The organism is Reichenbachiella sp. (assembly GCF_039944555.1).
Taxonomy (GTDB): Bacteria; Bacteroidota; Bacteroidia; order Cytophagales; family Cyclobacteriaceae; genus Reichenbachiella.
This window is the reverse complement of sequence record NZ_JBDUYN010000014.1, coordinates 96,106-115,639: the sequence shown is the minus strand read 5'-3', so window position 1 is coordinate 115,639 and position 19,534 is coordinate 96,106. Positions and strand designations below refer to the sequence as shown.

Annotated in this window: 15 protein-coding genes; 3 read left to right on the top strand and 12 right to left on the bottom strand. The window is 40.6% G+C overall.

Going from position 1 to position 19,534, the window contains the following annotated elements:
* Positions 1 to 32: 32 nt before the first annotated feature.
* Positions 33 to 602: a peptidylprolyl isomerase gene (locus ABJD64_RS21455; protein WP_348176478.1), complete on the top strand. Its 570-nt coding sequence runs from the start codon at positions 33 to 35 to the stop codon at positions 600 to 602.
* A gap of 79 nt (positions 603 to 681) precedes the next feature.
* Entirely contained in the window at positions 682 to 1,629 is a 948-nt protein-coding gene (locus tag ABJD64_RS21450) for a pyridoxal-phosphate dependent enzyme (RefSeq protein WP_348176475.1), read from the top strand.
* On the opposite strand, the gene ABJD64_RS21445 is transcribed toward ABJD64_RS21450, so the two are convergent.
* Positions 1,608 to 2,654 (bottom strand): UDP-glucose--hexose-1-phosphate uridylyltransferase, encoded by a 1,047-nt coding sequence (locus ABJD64_RS21445; protein ID WP_348176473.1) that lies wholly within the window; start codon positions 2,652 to 2,654, stop codon positions 1,608 to 1,610. The genes ABJD64_RS21450 and ABJD64_RS21445 overlap by 22 nt on opposite strands.
* The gene (gene galK, locus ABJD64_RS21440; RefSeq protein WP_348176470.1) at positions 2,644 to 3,825 is read right to left on the bottom strand and encodes a galactokinase; all 1,182 of its coding nucleotides are present in this window, start codon (positions 3,823 to 3,825) and stop codon (positions 2,644 to 2,646) included. The genes ABJD64_RS21445 and galK overlap by 11 nt, the downstream gene beginning before the upstream one ends.
* A gap of 105 nt (positions 3,826 to 3,930) precedes the next feature.
* Between galK and ABJD64_RS21435 the strand changes: the two genes are divergently transcribed.
* Positions 3,931 to 4,641 (top strand): NUDIX domain-containing protein, encoded by a 711-nt coding sequence (locus ABJD64_RS21435; RefSeq protein WP_348176467.1) that lies wholly within the window; start codon positions 3,931 to 3,933, stop codon positions 4,639 to 4,641.
* 21 nt (positions 4,642 to 4,662) lie between these two features.
* On the opposite strand, the gene ABJD64_RS21430 is transcribed toward ABJD64_RS21435, so the two are convergent.
* From ABJD64_RS21430 to ABJD64_RS21385, 10 genes are read right to left on the bottom strand one after another with little or no spacing between them, the layout of a single operon-like run.
* Entirely contained in the window at positions 4,663 to 5,022 is a 360-nt protein-coding gene (locus tag ABJD64_RS21430) for a response regulator (RefSeq protein WP_348176465.1), read from the bottom strand.
* On the bottom strand, positions 5,019 to 5,855 hold the full coding sequence (locus ABJD64_RS21425) for a protein-glutamate O-methyltransferase CheR (protein WP_348176462.1): 837 nt from the start codon (positions 5,853 to 5,855) through the stop codon (positions 5,019 to 5,021). Before ABJD64_RS21425 ends, ABJD64_RS21430 begins: the two co-directional genes overlap by 4 nt.
* Positions 5,856 to 5,888: 33 nt before the next feature.
* Positions 5,889 to 6,518, bottom strand: a complete 630-nt coding sequence (locus tag ABJD64_RS21420) for a hypothetical protein (RefSeq protein ID WP_348176460.1) — start codon at positions 6,516 to 6,518, stop codon at positions 5,889 to 5,891.
* Positions 6,519 to 6,535: 17 nt separating this feature from the next.
* Positions 6,536 to 8,341: a chemotaxis protein CheA gene (locus tag ABJD64_RS21415; RefSeq protein ID WP_348176457.1), complete on the bottom strand. Its 1,806-nt coding sequence runs from the start codon at positions 8,339 to 8,341 to the stop codon at positions 6,536 to 6,538.
* A gap of 15 nt (positions 8,342 to 8,356) precedes the next feature.
* Positions 8,357 to 9,382, bottom strand: a complete 1,026-nt coding sequence (gene cheB / locus ABJD64_RS21410) for a chemotaxis-specific protein-glutamate methyltransferase CheB (protein WP_348176454.1) — start codon at positions 9,380 to 9,382, stop codon at positions 8,357 to 8,359.
* A gap of 1 nt (position 9,383) precedes the next feature.
* A complete protein-coding gene (locus ABJD64_RS21405) occupies positions 9,384 to 10,193 on the bottom strand; it encodes a chemotaxis protein CheW (RefSeq protein WP_348176451.1) in 810 nt (269 codons plus the stop codon).
* Positions 10,194 to 10,212: 19 nt separating this feature from the next.
* Positions 10,213 to 10,959 (bottom strand): AAA family ATPase, encoded by a 747-nt coding sequence (locus ABJD64_RS21400; RefSeq protein WP_348176449.1) that lies wholly within the window; start codon positions 10,957 to 10,959, stop codon positions 10,213 to 10,215.
* A 14-nt stretch (positions 10,960 to 10,973) separates the two neighbouring features.
* Positions 10,974 to 13,490, bottom strand: a complete 2,517-nt coding sequence (locus ABJD64_RS21395) for a methyl-accepting chemotaxis protein (RefSeq protein ID WP_348176446.1) — start codon at positions 13,488 to 13,490, stop codon at positions 10,974 to 10,976.
* 10 nt (positions 13,491 to 13,500) lie between these two features.
* Positions 13,501 to 16,023 carry a methyl-accepting chemotaxis protein gene (locus ABJD64_RS21390; RefSeq protein WP_348176443.1) on the bottom strand — a complete coding sequence of 841 codons (2,523 nt, stop codon included), beginning with the start codon at positions 16,021 to 16,023 and terminating at the stop codon, positions 13,501 to 13,503.
* 36 nt (positions 16,024 to 16,059) lie between these two features.
* Positions 16,060 to 19,452, bottom strand: coding sequence for a methyl-accepting chemotaxis protein (locus ABJD64_RS21385; protein WP_348176441.1), 3,393 nt, complete (start codon positions 19,450 to 19,452; stop codon positions 16,060 to 16,062).
* Between the last annotated feature and the right edge of the window lie 82 nt (positions 19,453 to 19,534).

Here is a 19,534-nt window from a genome sequence, read left to right as displayed (position 1 = left end):
AATTAGTAATTCAGGACTCAAACTATCATCTCATGAGACATTTTCTTATTCTTCTTTTCGTTTCGATTGGCCTGTGCCAATGCAAAGAAAAAACAATCGTATGTGTTGTTGATACGGCCATGGGTCAGATCAAAATCGAATTGTATCCTGAAAAAGCACCAATTACCGTCGCCAACTTCCTCAAATATGTAGATTCCGGTCTGTACGAACAATCTTCATTTTTTCGAGCGTGTACGCCCAAAAATGAAGCTGATAGAGAGGTCAGGATTGAAGTGATCCAGGGTGGAGACATTCCTGTCGAAAAGGAGTTGGATCCAATAGAAATTGAAACCACTCAACAGACTGGTTTACTTCACGAAGATGGAACAATTTCCATGGCCCGAGACCAACCGAATTCAGCTACTTGCAGTTTTTTTATTTGCATTGGGAATCAACCTTCATTGGATTTTGATGGAGCTCGCAATCCGGATGGCTACGGGTTTGCAGCTTTTGGACAAGTGTTGGAAGGGATGGATGTAGTGAGGAAAATTCAAGAGCAAGAGGAAGTAGATCAATATTTCATCGATCCTGTGCGGATCATCAATATCAAAAGAATCGATTGATCAAATCAATTTGTTTCATGAAAAATGACTTTATTATTGTTTCAACTAATGGACCTTTGAGCATTCATTCGTTTTTCATATGATTACACCTCAGGATATACTAAGTGCGCAACAGAGAATTTCACCCTATATAAGAAATACCCCAATAGAATTTTCGGATGCCCTAAAATCTGAACTGGGCATCTCTGTAAACTTCAAGCTAGAGAACTTGCAGGTGTCCGGAAGTTTCAAACCCAGGGGTGGGTTCAATAAAATTTTGAAAAACAGATCATCGGAGTTCGTAGCTCCAACAGCGGGTGGTCACGGAGTAGGTTTGTCCTATGCGGCTAATAAACTTGGCGCGAAAGTGCACATTCTGATGCCCAAATCGGCGGATAGTGATCGTATCAGGGATGTTGAAGCGAACGGCGCTACGATACAGTTCTTTGACTCTGTACCTGAGGCACGAGCCCGGGCTAAAGAACTCGAGACTACCAACAACTATGTATTTGTGTCTGCCTTCAACGATGCAGAAATGATAGCTGGTGGTGGCACCATCGCCATTGAATTGCTCGAACAATTACCCAATATCGATTGCCTGGTTTGTGGAGTTGGTGGAGGAGGCTACATAGCGGGAATGGGAATTTTACTCAAGGCTGTGAATCCCGGAATCAAAATTTATGGTGTGCAACAGGAAAATGCGCCATTCCTAGCCGAATGGTTTAACTCCAAAACTTATCCGAAGGATATGCACATCAAACCATCCATTGCGGAGGGCATCGGTGCAGAAGTAGAAGCAGATTCTATCACCTGGCCATACGTCGAGCAGTTAGTCGATGGTTTTTTTGTGGTGAGTGAAGAGGAAATCAAAGAATCGCTCATATGGTTGCTTCGAAATCACAAACATTATGTTGAACCTTCGGCAGTGGTTGGATTGGCTGCGATTAGAAAAAATCCAGCACATTTTCAGTCCTTTCAATCAATCTGCACCGTACTGACTGGGAGGAACATGTCGTATGAGAAGTTTCAGTCCATTTTGGCTAAATAGTGTCTTTCTGATTGAATGTTGAGCTGCTTGGTCGCAAACTCGGGCGTAATGTCTCGCTGAGGATTTCCCAACATTTCATAACCTACCATAAACTTTTTGACTGTGCTCGATCGCAGCAAGGGTGGGTAAAAAACCATATGCCATTGCCATTCTTCATGCACCTCATTATCATATGGCGCTTGGTGAATACCAGCCGAATAGGGAAAGGAAGTTTTAAACAGGTTGTCATATTTAATGGTCAAATAGCGATAGGCCTCAGCCAGTGCTGTGCATTCATTAGGAGTCATTTCTACAATTCGTGACATCTTTCTTTTAGGAATAATCATGGCTTCATAAGGCCATACCGCCCAATATGGCACCAGTACTACCATGTGCTCATTTTCAAAAATGATTCTTTCACGTAGTTCTATTTCCTGAGATAAATAGTCAAGCAGAAGGTGAGTATTTTGCTCATTATGGTGCTTCAGCTGCATCTCTTGTTTCTTAGCTGGCTCCACCGGAATCGACTCTTGTGCCCAAATCTGACCATGAGGGTGGGGATTTGAGCAGCCCATAACAGCTCCTTTGTTCTCAAAAATCTGGATGTATTTGATAAATTCCAGTTTGCCAATTTCACGACATTGATCTATCCAGAGATTTACTACTTGATTGATCTGATCTACTTCCATCTCGGGAATTGTCAGATCATGGCGAGGTGAAAAACAGATAACTTTGCAAATGCCTCTTTCACTTTTCGACTGCAGCAATCCATTTTCAAAACCGCCTGAAGGGATTTCAGATTGCAAGGCTGCAAAATCATTGGTAAATGCAAAAACATCATTGTATTCAGGATTTTGCTCTCCTCCGATCCTTTCGTTTCCCGGGCACAAATAACATTTATTATCATAGGTAGGTCTACGCTGTGAGGAAATCTTTTCTACCTGCCCTTGCCATGGTCGTTTTGATCGATGCGGTGAAACTTGTACCCATTCTCCTGTAAGGATATTCAACCTTCGATGCGAATGGTCGTTTGTATCAAAATTCATTTCGAATCTTTTCTTCGTAAACACCAACACCGTCAGAAATAGCTACTTGATAAACTTTGGCATCAATTCCAGTTACTTTCTTGTACTCCTCAATTACATAATCAGTCACCATACCGATCCTCTCCTTTTTCACTAGATTGATGGTACAACCTCCAAAGCCTCCTCCCATCATTCGTCCTCCCGCATGTCCGTCGCAAGACGATGCGATATCGACAAGCGTATCCAACTCAATACAACTTACTTCGTACTCATCACGCAGACCACTGTGGGTCTCTGACATCAACTCGCCTACCTTTTCAATGTTGCCTTGTTCGATTGCTTCACAAGCCACTTGCACCCTTGCATTTTCTTCAATTACATACTTGCATCTTCGAAAGGCTAATTCGCTCATCTCATTCTTCGCTGCTTCCAAATCCGACATTGAAGCATCTCGGAGAGACTTTACTGTTGGTTTGACAGACTGAATAGCCGTCACGCCTTCTTCGCATTGCATCCTCCTGAGATTGTATTGTGAGTCAGCCAAATTGTGCTTGACGCATGAGTCAAATAGCACCAATTCATAATCCTGAAAGTCAGCCGGATAATAAGCATAAGACAAATCCCGGCAATCTAATTGGATCACATGACCTTCTCTTCCGAGACAACTCGCAATCTGATCCATAATACCGCACTTCACGCCTGCAAACTCATGTTCTGCCATTTGTCCAATTCTGGCCAAAATCTCCGGTTTGATATTGAGTGCAAAGAGTTCGCTGAGCGCTTTTCCAAAACCACACTCCAACGCTGCCGAAGAAGATAGTCCTGACCCGATCGGGATATCACTGGTAAACATAAGATTGAAACCTTCAAGTTGATAGCCCTTCAATCGAAATTGGTCTATCACACCAAGAAAATAGTTGACCCAACCTTGCGATACCGGTTTCAGGATGTCATTGATTTGGAAAGAATAGGTATCATCTAAATCAACTGAAATTAACTTCACTTCTGCGCTACCGCTTTTTTGAATATAAATATATGCTGCTAAATCAATGGCGGCAGGTAGCACGTAGCCCTCATTATAATCGGTATGTTCACCTATAATGTTTATTCTGCCAGGTGCCTTGATAATCATTGGCTCCGACCCGAAATCTTGAATAAAATGGTTTCTTATACCCTCTCTATCTCTTCCCATTCATAATATTTTATAAACGTAAATTTAACGTTTATAAATTAATAAGCAAGCGTAATTTTTACATTTATGAATTAAGCTGTTAATTTCGCTATAAATTCTGTATACATGATTGACGAAAACATCTCAACTTACGTAGTAGCAGAGCCCATTTTGGTGGCCGTCGATAATGTAATATTTGGTTTTGATGTTGAAGAGGAGAAGTTAAAGGTGCTTTTATTCAAGAGGAAGATTGAGCCTTTCGCTGGCCACTGGTCGTTGATAGGTAGTTTCGTTCAGCCTCATGAATCTGCGGTGGCTGCCTCCTCCCGAATCCTTACTGAATTTACGGGTCTGGATGACGTCTTCCTGGAACAATTGCACTGCTACTCTTCGGTGGAAAGAGATCCTGAGGATCGGGTGATTTCAATTGCTTATTATAGCCTCATTCAATTAGGAAATCATCGCAAGGAACTGGTAGAAAAGCATCATGCTGGTTGGTTTGCTATCGACGAAATTCCGGGATTGGTGGTGGATCACAAACAGATGGTTGGGGATGCTTTGTCCAAGCTGCAGGAGAAAGCAAGAAGGAGGCCAGTGGGATTCAACTTACTTCCCTCTAAGTTCACCTTGCCTCAACTATTTAAGCTATATCAAGAAATCTATCGCCAACCGATTGATGATCGAAATTTTCGTAAGAAGATTCTAGCCACCGGACTGCTGACCAAACTGGAGACCAAGGACAAGACGAGCTCAAAAAAAGGTGCTTTCCATTATCAATTCAACAAAGCCAAATATCTCAAGTTCGAGACCGAAGGCTATGATATTGTGTTTCACTAGGTCTGAATCTCCGGTCTGAAATCAGACAACTCTATTTACTACGGCGATCAAATCTTCTGAAGTAAATGGTTTGACAATATATTCCGATGCTCCCAGTTCAATTCCTTCGTTGATGACCGATTGCTGACCTACAGCGCTGACCATGATAACTTTTGAGGATATTCCCTGGTCTTTGAATACTTTGAGAATATCAGTACCAATCATGTCAGGCAATATATTATCAAGTGTGATTAAATCCGGAGTAAGCTCCATGGCCAGGTCAATAGCCGTTTCTCCATTGGGTGCTTCTCCCACGATTTCATACCCCTCAGCCTTGAGGGTATCTTTGATCAAAGTACGCATGTACATTGAGTCATCTACTATCAATACTTTTTTGCTCATCTGTTTTGCTTTTTAATTTTCCTTTTTTTGTAAATCCTTGTTTTCACATCATAGACTTCGAACAAGGCCTTGCCACTATCTGGCATAATATCGTAATATCCTATGACTAAAAACCCATCGTCATTAAGGCTTTCATAAAAGAGTTCTAGTACCTGAAGCTTTAGTTTTTCGTCAAAATATATCATTACATTCCTGCAAAATATAATGTCATGCTTAGTTGACATGGCATCATGTACCAAATTATGTCTTTCGAAGGTGACATGACTTTGATAGCTGGGTTTGATGGTAGCATGACTTTCTTTGAAATTAAAAAAATCTGCCAATTTTCGATTTGGATAAAACGCAAGGAACGGTTTCAGGTACTGCTCTACTATGATCAATGAGTAGTCGCCGGCCTTCGCTTTCTTCAATGCAATAGAGCTCAAGTCTGTTGCTAACGCCTTGGTCTTATGCAACATTCCCTTCTCCTCAAGTACAATGGCCATAGTATAAACCTCTTCTCCGGTAGAACATCCGGCGTGCCACACATTTAGCCTTGACTTAGCCTTGTAATAATCGAGGATACTGTCTCTGATCACAATCCAGGCATCTGGATTTCTAAAGAGTTCAGTCAGATTAACAAGGAGATCGTCTATGCCTTTTTCAAAAAATTCTTTGTCTTTCAAGATTTTGGCCCAGAGTTCCAGCATGGAACTCATCCTGTGCTTCATCATGAGACGAACAATACTTCTCTTTAGGGATTTTTTTTCGTAGTTAGTGAAATCCAGTCCATATCTATTTTTCAATGCCTGCATTAGGGCATCTAACTCTTCATCTGATATACTGTCTATCACGTTTGTATTGGATTTACCATTAATTTTTTGGGGCTATATCAATTCCTTAGCTAGTACCTGTTCTGCATTTGCTTTGACTTTGTCTATAAAATTTTCCTGTAGTAACCACACAAATTCCGGACTTACTCCTAAATGGGGAACACTAAAGGTAGCCCTAAATTCTACTTTAGAATTGTAAACTACGGATTCCGCCTGAATATATTTGTTTACCTCGTTGGCCTGCATCACATGCAAGGAGGGAACGTTACCATAAACTTCCAAATCAAGAAAGTTGGCTAGTTGTGTAATTACAGACCCCGCTACCATATTGTCTATTTCTGTTAAAAACTCGAGTTTCATCAATCTGGTTTCTGGGTTGTTATTAAGCAACACCTCTTCCGGCAGTCCTGCGTTCTGAACCTTTTGAACTTCATTTTCTGTAAAGATAAGGTGACAAAATCCCTTTAGGTCACCAACCAACTCGGTTTTCAGCAAATGTGTTTTGCTGTCCATTTTGGTACAATATTGTGGTACATCAGATATTCGAGTCAATTCTGAATCAATACTTTTTAATGAAGCTTCGGTACCCAATATACCTTGAAAGGCCTTGGCAGCCTTTGACAATCCAAATTGTAGCAATTTGTTGGTGGCATCGATTTCCTTATCTGTCAGATTATTGAACATGGTATGTAAGTTTAAATCTAATTTTCGCTTTCTACTGTTTTCTGGGCTAATGTTTTAAACATTAAATCTGAAATGGTTGTCACATCTATAACCAAGCAAACTTTACCGTTACCCAAAATTGTGGTTCCGCTTAGTAGTTGAATTTTTTCTAATGGGCGAACCATTGATTTTTCAATGATTTCCTTTTGCTGCAGCAATCGATCTACAACAACCCCAAGCAGCTTGCCTGCATAAGATAACACTACAACATCAAGCTTTTTTTCTTCTTCAGTTTCCTCAAAGGATTGATGCAATGCACCATCCTTTTGGCAGTCTGATAGACTCTCCAAATTGATAATGTCTTTTAAAAATATAATCGGAATTGTCTGATCAAGGTATTGTGCCATAAGGCCATCAGTAATTCTGTGGATTTCATTTTTGGTCAGCGAAATCACGGCTTCAGTATAAGAAAGAGCTACAGCATACTCTTGACCTTCCAATTCGAATAATAGGGCTCCTTTTAAGGCCATTGAGGAAGGCAAGTTTAATTTGATGGTGGTACCCATGCCAACCTCCGTATCAACTTTGATCTGACCGCCAATGGATTCTGCAGCCTTTTTTACTACATCCATCCCTACTCCGCGTCCTGAAATTTCAGTAATCTTTTCTGCGTTCGAAAAACCAGGCTCGAATATGTACATAATCACCTCATCATCAGATAGGTGCTGGGCCAGTTCTTTGCTTGCCAGGCCCTTCTCAACAATTTTATTCCTGATAATTTTAGCATCAATACCATTTCCGTCATCCGAAACTTCGATTACGACGTTGTCCTTTTCATAGTGGGCACTTAGAATAATGGTTCCTTTTTCCGGCTTACCTTTTTCCTTTCTGAAATCGCTATTTTCAATACCATGGCTCACAGCATTTCTGACCAGATGAATCATGGCATCACTCATGATTTTGAGAATGTTTCTATCGATTTCACATTCTGTCCCCTGCAGTACCAGTCCTACGTTCTTGGATTCAATAGAAGCGACGTCTCGTACTATGCGATGAAATTTATTGAATAAGAATCCGACCTGGACCATTCGTGCATTCATTACTCCATATTGAAGATCTGATGTAAGGCGTTGCAATCCTTCAAATTCAGAGGTTCGTTTGCCATCCTCACTATTGAGTGTGATTAATCTATCTCGTTCAATGATTAGTTGGCCTACCAAAGTCATCAGTTCATCCATCTTTTTGACCGGTATCTGTATCACATCCGTAAATGTGATTTCAGATTTCATCGCTTGATACTTACTTGCATCTTCTGATGGACTTCCCGCTTCTTTTTCTTTGATGAAGTCCAGCATTTCTTTGCGATTTTCTTCATCTATTTCCTGAGATACAGCAGGTTCTACCACTGCTTTTTGGGTCTCTTCCTTCGGTGCCTGATCAGTTTTGATCTCTACAGCTTTGACGTGTTTTTCAAGGAGTACAAACAGTTTGGTTTTGATCCCTAGATAGGACACCTTTTCGTTTGTTTTGAGCGCGTCAATAAGGGCTCCTAATTTGTCATTGGCTTTGAAAAGGCTGTCAAACAGGTCTTTGTTCAATGCCATGGATCCTTGTTGTACTGAGCCCATTACATCCTCCATCACATGAGTGAGTTCGGCAATATCATTGAACCCCATACCCATCGCATTTCCTTTAAGAGTATGCACTATTCTGAAAATAGAATTAATTGCATGGCTATCGCTATGGTCATTTTCCAGATCGGTAAACAAGCGATTCAATTCTTCGAAGTTTTCCAATGCCTCGGCATGAAAGAGTTCTCTATATTCTGATTCTTTGGATTTCAATGTTTTCTTATTTTTTTATAAACAATTGACTAAAAAACTCCCGATTTCTTTTATATCGATTGACTTATCAATCGCACCACATTCCACAGCCACTTTTGGCATTCCATAGATAATACTTGACTTTTCGTTCTGAGCTATGGTGTAGCCTCCGGCCTTTTTTATTGCCTTCATTCCTTCCACTCCATCTTTGCCCATACCAGTGAGAATTACGGCAAGTGTTCGGTTACCATATACCTCAGCCGCAGATAACATGATTGAATTGATCGATGGATTGTTGTATTCTTTGAATTGCCGCTCAGTAAAATCAATGACAACACTCTTCCTTTTTTTCTTCAGTACCATGTTACCTGTACCAGGAGCAATAATGATGGTTCCTGGATTTGGTTCGATATTCTTGTTTCCTACTACTACATTCAATGGACTTAGCTTATTCAGACGCTTAACAAAAGGTGCAATAAAATTGGAGGGCATATGTTGTCCAATTACCACAGGTACATTTAGATTGGATGGGAGAGATACGATTATTTCTTCCAAAGCACTTGGGCCTCCCGTGGATGCTCCGATCACTATGAGATCATATTTGCCATTTTCATCAAATGTATGCTTATGGGTGTTTTTTGTGCTTGCTTTTACGGCCATTGGTTTGGCACGTGTTACACTTCGGATCTTTTGAATCAGCTCATTTTCTATAAGACGTATTTTAGCATTTCCCCTAGAAGGCTTATTAAGGTAGTCAACGGCGCCCTCCTGTAAGGCATCAAATATTGGCTGCAGATTGGTATTGCCTACTGAACTAAGGATCAAAATCGGAAGGGGTGCTTCTTTCATGATGTTTTTTACCGCATAAATGCCATCATATTCGCCCATGTTCATATCCAAAAGCAGTACATCCGGCTTTAGTTCTTTAACCTTTACCAACGCATCCTTTCCATCGACAGCAGCTCCCACTACCTTGATACCGTCATTCTCAGATAAGATATCCGAAATGAGTAGCCGCATAAAGCCAGAATCGTCCGCTATGAGTACTTTAATGTTTTTCATATCAATTGCCGACTTCTACAGATTCGGCAATTACTCTTATTTCATCGCTCTCGATTAATTCAATGATATCCAGCAAAATAATCATCCCGTCCTCTTGCTTGATTAAACCCTTTATAAACGTCTCGTCTAAGACTGTATTGGTCATAATACCAGATGAACTCTCTATTATATCCCCCAGCACTTTAAGAGTGGTGGGTACCTCGCTCACCAAAATGCCAGCCTTGAATCTGTCGTTCTTAATTACCAGAGTAAAACTCTTTTCTTCAATTTCATCTGTTTTAAACAGTTCGAATTTGTCTTCGAGATCCATAATCACCATGACTTCTCCCCTAATATTTGCCACTCCTTTCATGTAGTGTGGGGCTCTAGGAAGTTTTGAAACTTCTGGTGCAGGAACAATCTCCTTAACCTTGTCAATCTCCAAGGCATAACGCTCTCCGCCCAGTTTAAAAACAATAAGCTGAATATTCTGTCCTCGAAGTTGTAAAATTTCACGGTCGTATTTTTCTTTAAGTCTTATCCGTTCCTCCATTTCCTCCTTAGTCAGATAGTTGGATGGTAACGCTCTTTGGGGTCTGGATAGAATCTGCGGCTCAACTAAAGGTGCAGTCAGTATAGGCTCTTCGACGACTTTTTTTACAGCTTTTTTCACAGCAGTTTTCACGGCCTTTTTTGGCTTCGACTTAGACGTCGCTGCACGAGGTGTCTTGATTGCCAATTTTTTTTCACTCTCCTTTTTGGACGTTTTTTGCCCCTTCTTCGGTTTTGAAGGGATCAGTTTGTCTTTCTTTACGTTCTTTCCTAAAGCCATCAGCTCTATATTTTTTTGGTTATTTTGATTTTAGTATTTCTTCGGCAAAAGCTATATAGTCCTTTGCTCCATTTGATGTAGGAGCGTAGCTGATCAGGCTTTCGCCAAAAGATGGTGCTTCGCTGGCCCTCACATTGGTTCTGATTCTTGAATCAAATATCTTGAAATCATAATTTTCCCCTATATGTTCGAAAATCTCTCTACTCAACTTTCTTCTACTATCTACCATCACAGGAAGTAAACCTAATATCTCCAACTTGCTATTCAATACTTCTTTGATCTGGTTGATTGTGGATATAATCTGATCCAGACCTTGCAGACTTAATACTTCCATTTGTAATGGGACAATTACCCGACTCGCCGCATTGAGTGCATTAATGGTCAATAAAGAAAGTGAGGGTGGACAATCGATCAGAATATAATCATATCCTTGAACGCTTTCCAGTATTTTTTTCAAGATCGACTCTCTAGCCAGTTCTCCTGCTATGTTTATTTCTACATCTGCCAGGTCTATTTCAGCTGGAGCCACGTCCAAATCCTCTCGGGATATCAGTATATCGCGAAAATTTATTTCTCCCAGAATCACCTGACCAATTGATTTTTCAATTTCTAATATCCCCAATGAATAGCTTAAATTTCCTTGCGCATCCAGATCGACTAACAAGACTTTCTTCCCTTTTTTAGCAAGTGCACAACCCAGGTTCACCGTTGTGGTTGTTTTGCCTGTTCCGCCTTTCTGATTTACTATAGCTATGATTTTGGTCATTTGATTAGTAGAGTTTAATTCTTGCTTTCTTTGGATAGAACAAACTTGCTGATACCACCTTTCAATTCTTCAGCAACGCTGGCTAGCCGCTGAATTTTCTCTGTGTAGCCTGTCATTCCAGTGGACAGCTCTGTAGCCGAACTGGCCACTTGCTCGGTGCCCGCAGCTGTTTCTTCTGCGATGACCACAACATTTTCGGTAATGGCCACTACTTCGTTGATGTCCTTAACCTGTATCTGTGTGGCTTGCAAAATTTCCTGGGAGTGACGAAATGTTTTATCCGAAGTGTCAGAAATCTCTTTAAACACTTCTGATGCCTCTTTAGAAGCATCTTCGCCATTTCTAACACTCTTACTCATGATGTCAATTATTTTTGCGGCCTCGGTTGTATCCGTCTGCACATCATTCACCAGCTTTTCGATTTCCTTGGCAGAATTTCTAGAATCCTCAGCCAACTTGCGAATTTCTTCTGCCACGACGGCAAATCCGCGACCAGCATCTCCGGCTTGCGCAGCTTCTATTGCGGCATTCAATGCAAGCAAATTGGTTTGGGAAGCAATCTCTGTGATAACGCTCAATACCCTGGTTATTTCAGCAGATCTCTCAGTGAGTACCTGTATAGACTCATGTGTTTTGGTAGAATATTCTGAGATGTCCACCATGTTGAAGACTACCTTATTAACCATTTCCAATCCTTTTTCACTACTGCTTACTCCTAGTTTGGCCGCTTCATTTATGGTTTCAGCACGATCGCCCATTTCGTTTGATGATCGCAATATGCCCTCAATGAGGTTAGATGATTCATCTACTTTGCCTACTTGAGATTGTGCCCCCCCACTCATTTCAGAAATGGCTGAAGCAATTTCTTTAGTATTGGTGTTCATTTCCTCACTGACCACACTCATTTCTGCCGAAGATTCGTCTATGATATTCGCGTTATCAGATATATTATGAAGTAGTTCATTGAGATTTGTCAGGGCCTTGTTGAGATTGTTTGATAGACGTGCCATGTCTCCTTGGGCCTGGTCGTTAAATCTTTTTGTAAGATCACCTTCGGCCATTGCATTCACAATGGTATTGACTGCCATAACCGGAGCAGACACCGACTGCAATAAGTAATTGACTGACTCACTCAAGTCTTTCCATCCACCCTGCTTCTTCTCTGTCTGGATTCTTGCACTCAGATTTCCTGCTACCCCAGCTTCTTCAACTACTTCTTTTACTTCATCCAAGACTTCTTTGAGGTTATCTCTCATCTTGAGTAGTGAATGCCCAAGTACATCCCGTGCACTGGCCACTTGATATCCTGAATCCAAGTTTCCCTCTCCAATATCCTTTGAAAAAGTGGCCTTCTTGCTTAATTCATCAACAAGTACGTTTACTGAGTCTGCCATTTCGCCCAACTCATCATCGGAGTCAACATCCAGCTTTTTATCTTGGTTTAGTTCCCCTAAAGCTAAATCCTTAAGTAAGTCATTAGACTTCTCAATCGATGAAATGATTTGGCTTGCTATCCGCCAAATAACCATTGACAGCAGAAAGAGGCCAATGATACCTACTATAACTGTTATTTTGAATGTAGCATTAAATGACTTTGTAATTTCTGCCACTGGCACAACCAAACCTACCGACCATGGATAATCAGATCTTCCAATGGGTATGGGAGCTATAGCAACATATACGTCTTCTCCATACCGGGCATCGTGTGCTCCAAAAAGATAATGCTTTCCTGTTCTGATAATTTCCTTCAGGTCTACGTCAAGGCCAGCAGAAAAGCCAAGGGTATCAATTAGATTAGTTCTCAGTTCTTTTTCGGGATGTGCCACTATTGCTCCATTGTTAGACATTAGAAAGGCATAACCTCTGTCAAAATCGTCGAACTCAGTCATTTCGGAATAATCCTCCAGTGAAAGGTCAGATCCAATAAGCCCTATGAATTTTCCGTCAAGTAGAATTGGGGCATTTTGTGAAATTCCTAATATTTGTTGTGCCCCTTCTTTGTCATAACTTTTGTAAAAGTATGGCTCTGTAATACCTTCGTGCTTCTGCACTTTATGTCTATAGTAAATGCCATTGAGGTCATCTCCGTCCATATTAACTGTATCAATGGTTTCATTCAATCTACCATTTTCGTAGTAATAGGTAGACCTTCTCCTCCCATGACTTTTATCCCAATTAGGGTCGATTGCCTCAAGTTCCCAACTCAGCCATGTCGCATCAAACTCGGGGTAATTGTCTAAAACATTTACCAAAAGTTTTCTATCCATTGCTTCACGCTGTTCTGTAGGTAGGTAGACATAGTCCTTGATGATGTCAGCCATGGTCCGAGATATGGCGACTCCTTCATCAAGATTGGCTTTTATGTCATTAGCTTTTTGCAATGCCAGAGAATTGGCTAGTTTTTTAGCCTCGACTATTGCATTTTGTCTAAGGGTGATACTGACATAACTCAATGTCACCACATATATCACTAATGAAATGCCCAGAATGAAGAGCATCATTTTTTTTCGTATGGCTATTTTCTTGAACATATGCTGCTGTTTAATCTTTAGATAAAATAAATTTTTTCAATCCCTCTTTAAGTTTGGTTGCCACATCTGCTAGTTTTTGTGATTTTTCTGTGTACCCCATCATACCCGATGATAGCTCAGTAGCAGAACTTGCCACCTGCTCAGTACCGGCCGCAGTTTCCTCAGCGATTACCACCACATTTTCAGTAATGGCCACTACGGCATTGATATCCTGAACTTGCAGCTTTGCACCCTGCAAAATTTCCTGAGAAAGGCTAAAAGTTTTATCAGAAGTATCGGCTATGTCTTTGAACACGTCAGAGGCATCTTTGGAAGCCTGATCTCCATTTTTAACACTGGTACCCATGATCTCGATCACGCTTGCTGCCTCTTTGGTATCTGACTGCACATCATTAATCAATTTTTCAATTTCCTTGGCAGAATTTCTGGAGTCCTCGGCCAATTTTCTTATCTCTTCTGCTACTACCGCAAATCCTCGGCCTGCATCTCCAGCTTGAGCTGCTTCAATCGCGGCATTCAGTGCCAAAAGGTTGGTTTGAGATGCGATTTCGGTAATCACTCCCAAAACTCTTGTTATTTCGGTTGAACGTTCCATCAAAACGTTAATTGAGCTTTGTGTTTTTGCTGAGTATTCGGAAATATCGACCATATTGAATACTACTTTGTTGACCATTTCAAGCCCTTTCTCACTACTGGTCACGCCCAGTTTGGCCGCATTATTTATTGTCTCCGCTCGATCACCCATTTCGTTCGACGACCTAAGAATTCCTTCTACAAGATTGGATGATTCATCTACTTTGCTTACTTGTGTTTGGGCACCGTTGCTCATTTCAGAAATAGCGGAGGCTATCTCTTTAGTGTTGGTATTCATTTCTTCACTGACTACATTCATTTCAGAGGAAGATTCATCAATTATATCTGCATATTCTGCGATACTCGCTAGCAACTCATTCAAATTATCCAGGGCCATATTCAGATTGTTGGACAACTTGGCCATGTCTCCAGTAGACTGAGCAGTAAGTCTTCTGGTCAGGTCACCTTCAGCCATGGCTTTAGCAATAGTATCAACGGTCATCAATGGAGTGGATATAGAGTTTAGCAGCTTGTTGACTGCTTCACTTAGATCCTTCCAACCACCTTGTTTGCCTTCGGTTTGAATCCGTGCACTTAGGTCACCTTCTTCACCTGCGACGCCTACCACTTCTTTGGTCTCATCCAATACGTTCTTAAGATTATCTCGCATTTTTAGAAGTGATTGTCCAAGGCTATCCTGATCACTGGCGGCCTGAAAATCGGATTCTAGATTACCTTCTCCTATTTCTCTCGAGAATTCTGCTTTTTTGCTGAGTTCATCCACCAGTACATTTACTGAACTAGCCATCTCTCCTAACTCATCATTTGCATCTATAATCAGTTTTTGATTTTGATCTAATTTACCAAGGGCCAAATCTTTCAATAAATGATTCGAGCTTTCAATTGACAAGGTGATGTGGTTGGAAATACTCCATATCACGAATGATAAAAATGCCAAACCAATGAGTCCCACAACAAGAGTAATCTGAAGTGTCACGTTAAACGGTGCCGTAATTTCGGAAACCGGAACTATGGTAGCGGCGGACCATGGATAGTTAGATTTACCGATGTCGACCGGGGCAAAAGAAACGTATACTTCTTCGCCAAAAGTATCATCGTAAACCGTGTATGAAAATTGCTCACCTTCGGCAATTTTTTCCTTGACCTCCTTAAGATTTATTGATTTTGTGAAACTAAGTGTATCGATAGACAAACTATATAAGCTGGGATCCTGGTGGGCAATTATAACTCCCTCATTAGATAGTAGAAATGCATATCCCTTTTCAAAAAACTCAATTTCAGACATGGACTGAAAATCACTTAAAGTCATATCTGATCCAATAACACCAGCAAACCGACCATCAACTTCAATGGTAACCGTTGGCGAAATTCCTAGAATTGAATCTCGTGTATTTGAACTGTAATCGTAATCCAAATACCAATAAGGTTCTGATAACTTTTCGCTTTCGCTTGGGGTGGTTTTCAAATGATAATAAATGCCACTGTCAGGATCTTTTTCCAGATTAGCCAACTCCCGAGATTGATTCACTTTGCCGTCTCTCATATAGAAGTTTACTCTTTCTCTGCCGTTTTCTTTTTCCCACCCTGGTTGTATTGCCCACAACTGCCAGCTCATCCATACGGCATCATACTTTGGATAAGTCTTCAGAATATTCACCATCAAAGACTCTCTTAGGCTATCTCTGATTGCCTTAGGCTTATATGTATAGTCCTTCACTATTGCCGCCATGTCTCGTGCGACAGCCATATCTTCATTGAGAATCGATTTGATTTCATTAGCCTTTTGCGAAGAAAATGTATCTGCCAATCTCCTGGCTTCTACAATAGCATTTTCTCGCAGACTAAATCCTATATAGCCTAAAGTGATCAGGTAAATGACTACCGTGATCCCCAAGATGAAAATCATCATCTTTTTTCTTACCGTTATGTTCTTTATCATATTGTCACTTTTGGTAATTAGTAAGTCAATGTCAGGCTAGATGTCCAGAACCACATTTGGATACTTCTGTTTCAACTGTGAAATATATTCTTTCCCTTTAACTTTATCTTCTTCTACTTCATTTTGAATAACCAACAATCCCCAATCGTCGAATTCCGGAATGAGAATAGGTACTTTTCTTATAAACCAATATTTGTATTCATCTTTAAGTTTTACTTTTTCCAAGCTGATGACAGGTTCCCTTCCTGCAATTAGTTTTTCTTCGATTTGCTTCACTTTTTCAGCAAAATCTTTATCATAGAAATCAAAGTTTGTTTTACCAATAATTTTACCGACCGGTTTCCCAAAGTCTTCCGCAACGGCATTATTTGCAAGATATATTTCTCCTAGATGATTGACCAATGCTATTTTATAGTCAACATAATTCATTATATCACCAAACAATTCATTCTGCTTCTTAACAACAGTCAGATTTTCTTTCATCTTGTTTTGTCTCATTTCTGACTCGCGAATCATAGCCAGTTTGGTATCAGTAATATCTCTGGTAATTCCATAGGTTCCGATAATGTTACCATCCAAGTCTATAAGTGGTAGCTTGGTGGTTGAGACATACATTGTGGACCCATCATTTTTGTCTACTTTTTCTTCCAGGTTCAATATGGGCTCACCTGTTTTTATAATATTTTGCTCATCGTCATAAGCCCTTTGAGCATGCTCTCCGAAATAATCAAAGTCGCTTTTCCCGATTAAGTCTTTAGGCCCGTTAACTCCCATCATTTCGGCATGCGACACACTGTTTCTTATAAATTTGCACTCCAGATCTTTAAAATAAATATGATCAGGCATGTAATCGAGCAACGCATCCAAGAGCATTTTTTCATGTTCGAAGGCTTCCCTCATCTTAAATATTGCAGTATTTTCTCCAGCGCCTGAGAGTTTAACCATACTCACACCATCCTTTAGGGTTTCAGCCACATGAGCCAGGCTTTGGGTTCTTTCATTAAACAGTTCCATACCGGAAGACAATTCTGTGGCCGAGCTGGCGACTTGCTCTGTACCTGCCGCCGTTTCTTCTGCTATAACTACGATGGCCTCGGTTAGAGATACCACTTCATTGATATCTCCAATTTGAAGTTTGGTGTCGTTGAGAATTTCTTCTGAATAGCCCAAATTGACATTGGCTGAATCCAATATCTGCTTAAAAACATCGGAGGCTTCTGCCGAGGCCTCACTTCCATTCTTGACACTCGCATCCATTATTTCAATTACATTGGCTGCTTCTTGTGTATCTTTTTGAACTCCACTTACGAGTAGTTCAATCTCTTTGGCGGAAGTTCTAGAATCCTCCGCCAGCTTTCGAATCTCCTCTGCTACTACGGCAAACCCTCGACCTGCATCACCAGCTTGAGCGGCTTCTATGGCTGCATTAAGAGCCAGTAAGTTAGTCTGGGAGGCAATCTCAGTAATCACACTCAAGACTCTTGTGATTTCTTTGGATCGTTCGGTAAGGACCTGTATTGATTCTTGCGTCTTGGATGAGAAAGAAGAAATATCGTCCATATTGAACACGACTTTATTCATCATTTCCAGTCCTTTCTCACTTCTCTCTGCTACTTTATTTGCAGCATTGTTGATGGTTTCGGCTTTGCCGGCCATTTCATTAGAAGAGTTCAATATACCTTCAATCAGGGTTGAAGACTCATCGACTTTGGATACCTGGTTTTGAGCACCATTACTCATTTGCGCAATGGCGGAGGCGATTTCTGAGGTATTAGTTGTCATTTCCTCCGTCGTCACCTTCATTTCTCCAGAAGCTTCGTCCACCACTACTGAACTCTTAGATATCTGATCAAGAAGACCATCAATATTGTCTAATGCCAAATTAAAATTATCGGCCATTTCCTTGATTTCTCCCTTTGTCTCATCTGAATATCGTTGGGTCAAATCTCCATCTGCCATTGCTTTGATTATTCGGTTCAAAACAACAAGTGGTGCCACAAAGGACCCAAGTAGGTTATTAATCGATGCACTAAGTTCATACCAGGCTCCCTTTTTTCCTTCTTCAACCACTCGAGTACTAAAATTACCATCCTCCACTGCATCTCTAATCACATCATTGGTCCCGTTGATTACAAGCTGAAGATTGTCTCGCATTTTCAAAAGAGAATTACCGAGTACGTCATTTTCACCTGAGACTTCGTAAGCTGCATCCAAATTGCCATCACCAATCTCCTGAGAAAAAATCGCTTTCTTTTTCAATTCGTCCACCAAAGTATTGATGGATTTGGCCATGACGCCCAATTCGTCATTAGATTTTACATAAAGTTTCTGATCGGTATTCAAACTGCCTTTGGCCAGAAGTGTCAACAGTTCGTTGGACTTGTCAACTGCACCAGTGATGTTGCCCGTGATTTTTCTTAAAATGATAACAAGAATGACTAATCCTATTATTCCAACAAGAACTGTTACGTTCAGTGCAGCATTTACCGAAGTCAATATTTCTGACATGGGGACCACCGTGCCGATCGACCAGGGAGTCTCTGAATTTCCTATAACAACTGGTGCTAATGAGACATATACATCTCCATCAATAAAGGAATCAAAAGCAGTAAATGAAGTGAACTGCCCTTCCAATACTTTCAACCTGGCTTTACCAATTGATTCTGCATCGAAATGTAATTTTTCAATGTCCTCACCTACGATATCCCTATTTGTGTGAGCAACAATTGACCCCTTATTGGACAATATAAATGCATGACTTTTTTGGAAAATCTTAAACTCTGTCAGGCTTTCATAATCTTCTATTTCTATATCTAAGCCTGCCTGCCCCACCATTTGCTGATCTATGAAAATTGGAGCAACAACTGAAGTACCCATGACTGTTTCAGAAGAGATGAGATTCTTGGCATCAATTACATATGGTTCAACAAGTGTACTTACTCCACCCTTTTTGACTAAATAATAAAATCCATTGGGGTCATGATTATCCCTATCAGTCTCTTCGAAAAGTATTTTAACACCGTTTTCGGTTCTAATGAATACATGACGTTCTCTTCCATAAAATTCTGTCCAGGAGGAGTCAATTACACTCAAATCCCAGCTGATCCAAGTGGCTGACAAATCCGGGTTATCTTCGAGTACATTTGACAACTGCTCTTTTTGTCTCACCCTTCGCTCTTCTATAGGATATTTAAGGTAGTTTCTAGAAATAGAAGCGATGGTTTGAGAGGTAGACATATAGTCAGTCATTTTAGCTTTGACTTCGTTGGCCTTTTGGACTGCATAGCTATCGGCTAATTTCTTCGCCTCATCTAGTGCGTACTGCTTAATCGTGATGGCAACGTAACCCAGGGCTGATATATAGGTAACGATGGTGACACCCAGCACCAAGAACATCAGCTTTCTCCGTATTGTTAAATTATTCAACATAACATTTCTCCTTTTATATGAGAGTTGACCAATTGGTCAAAATATTGGAGTTAGGTTCATTTTTAAATCCGCGTTAATGCCA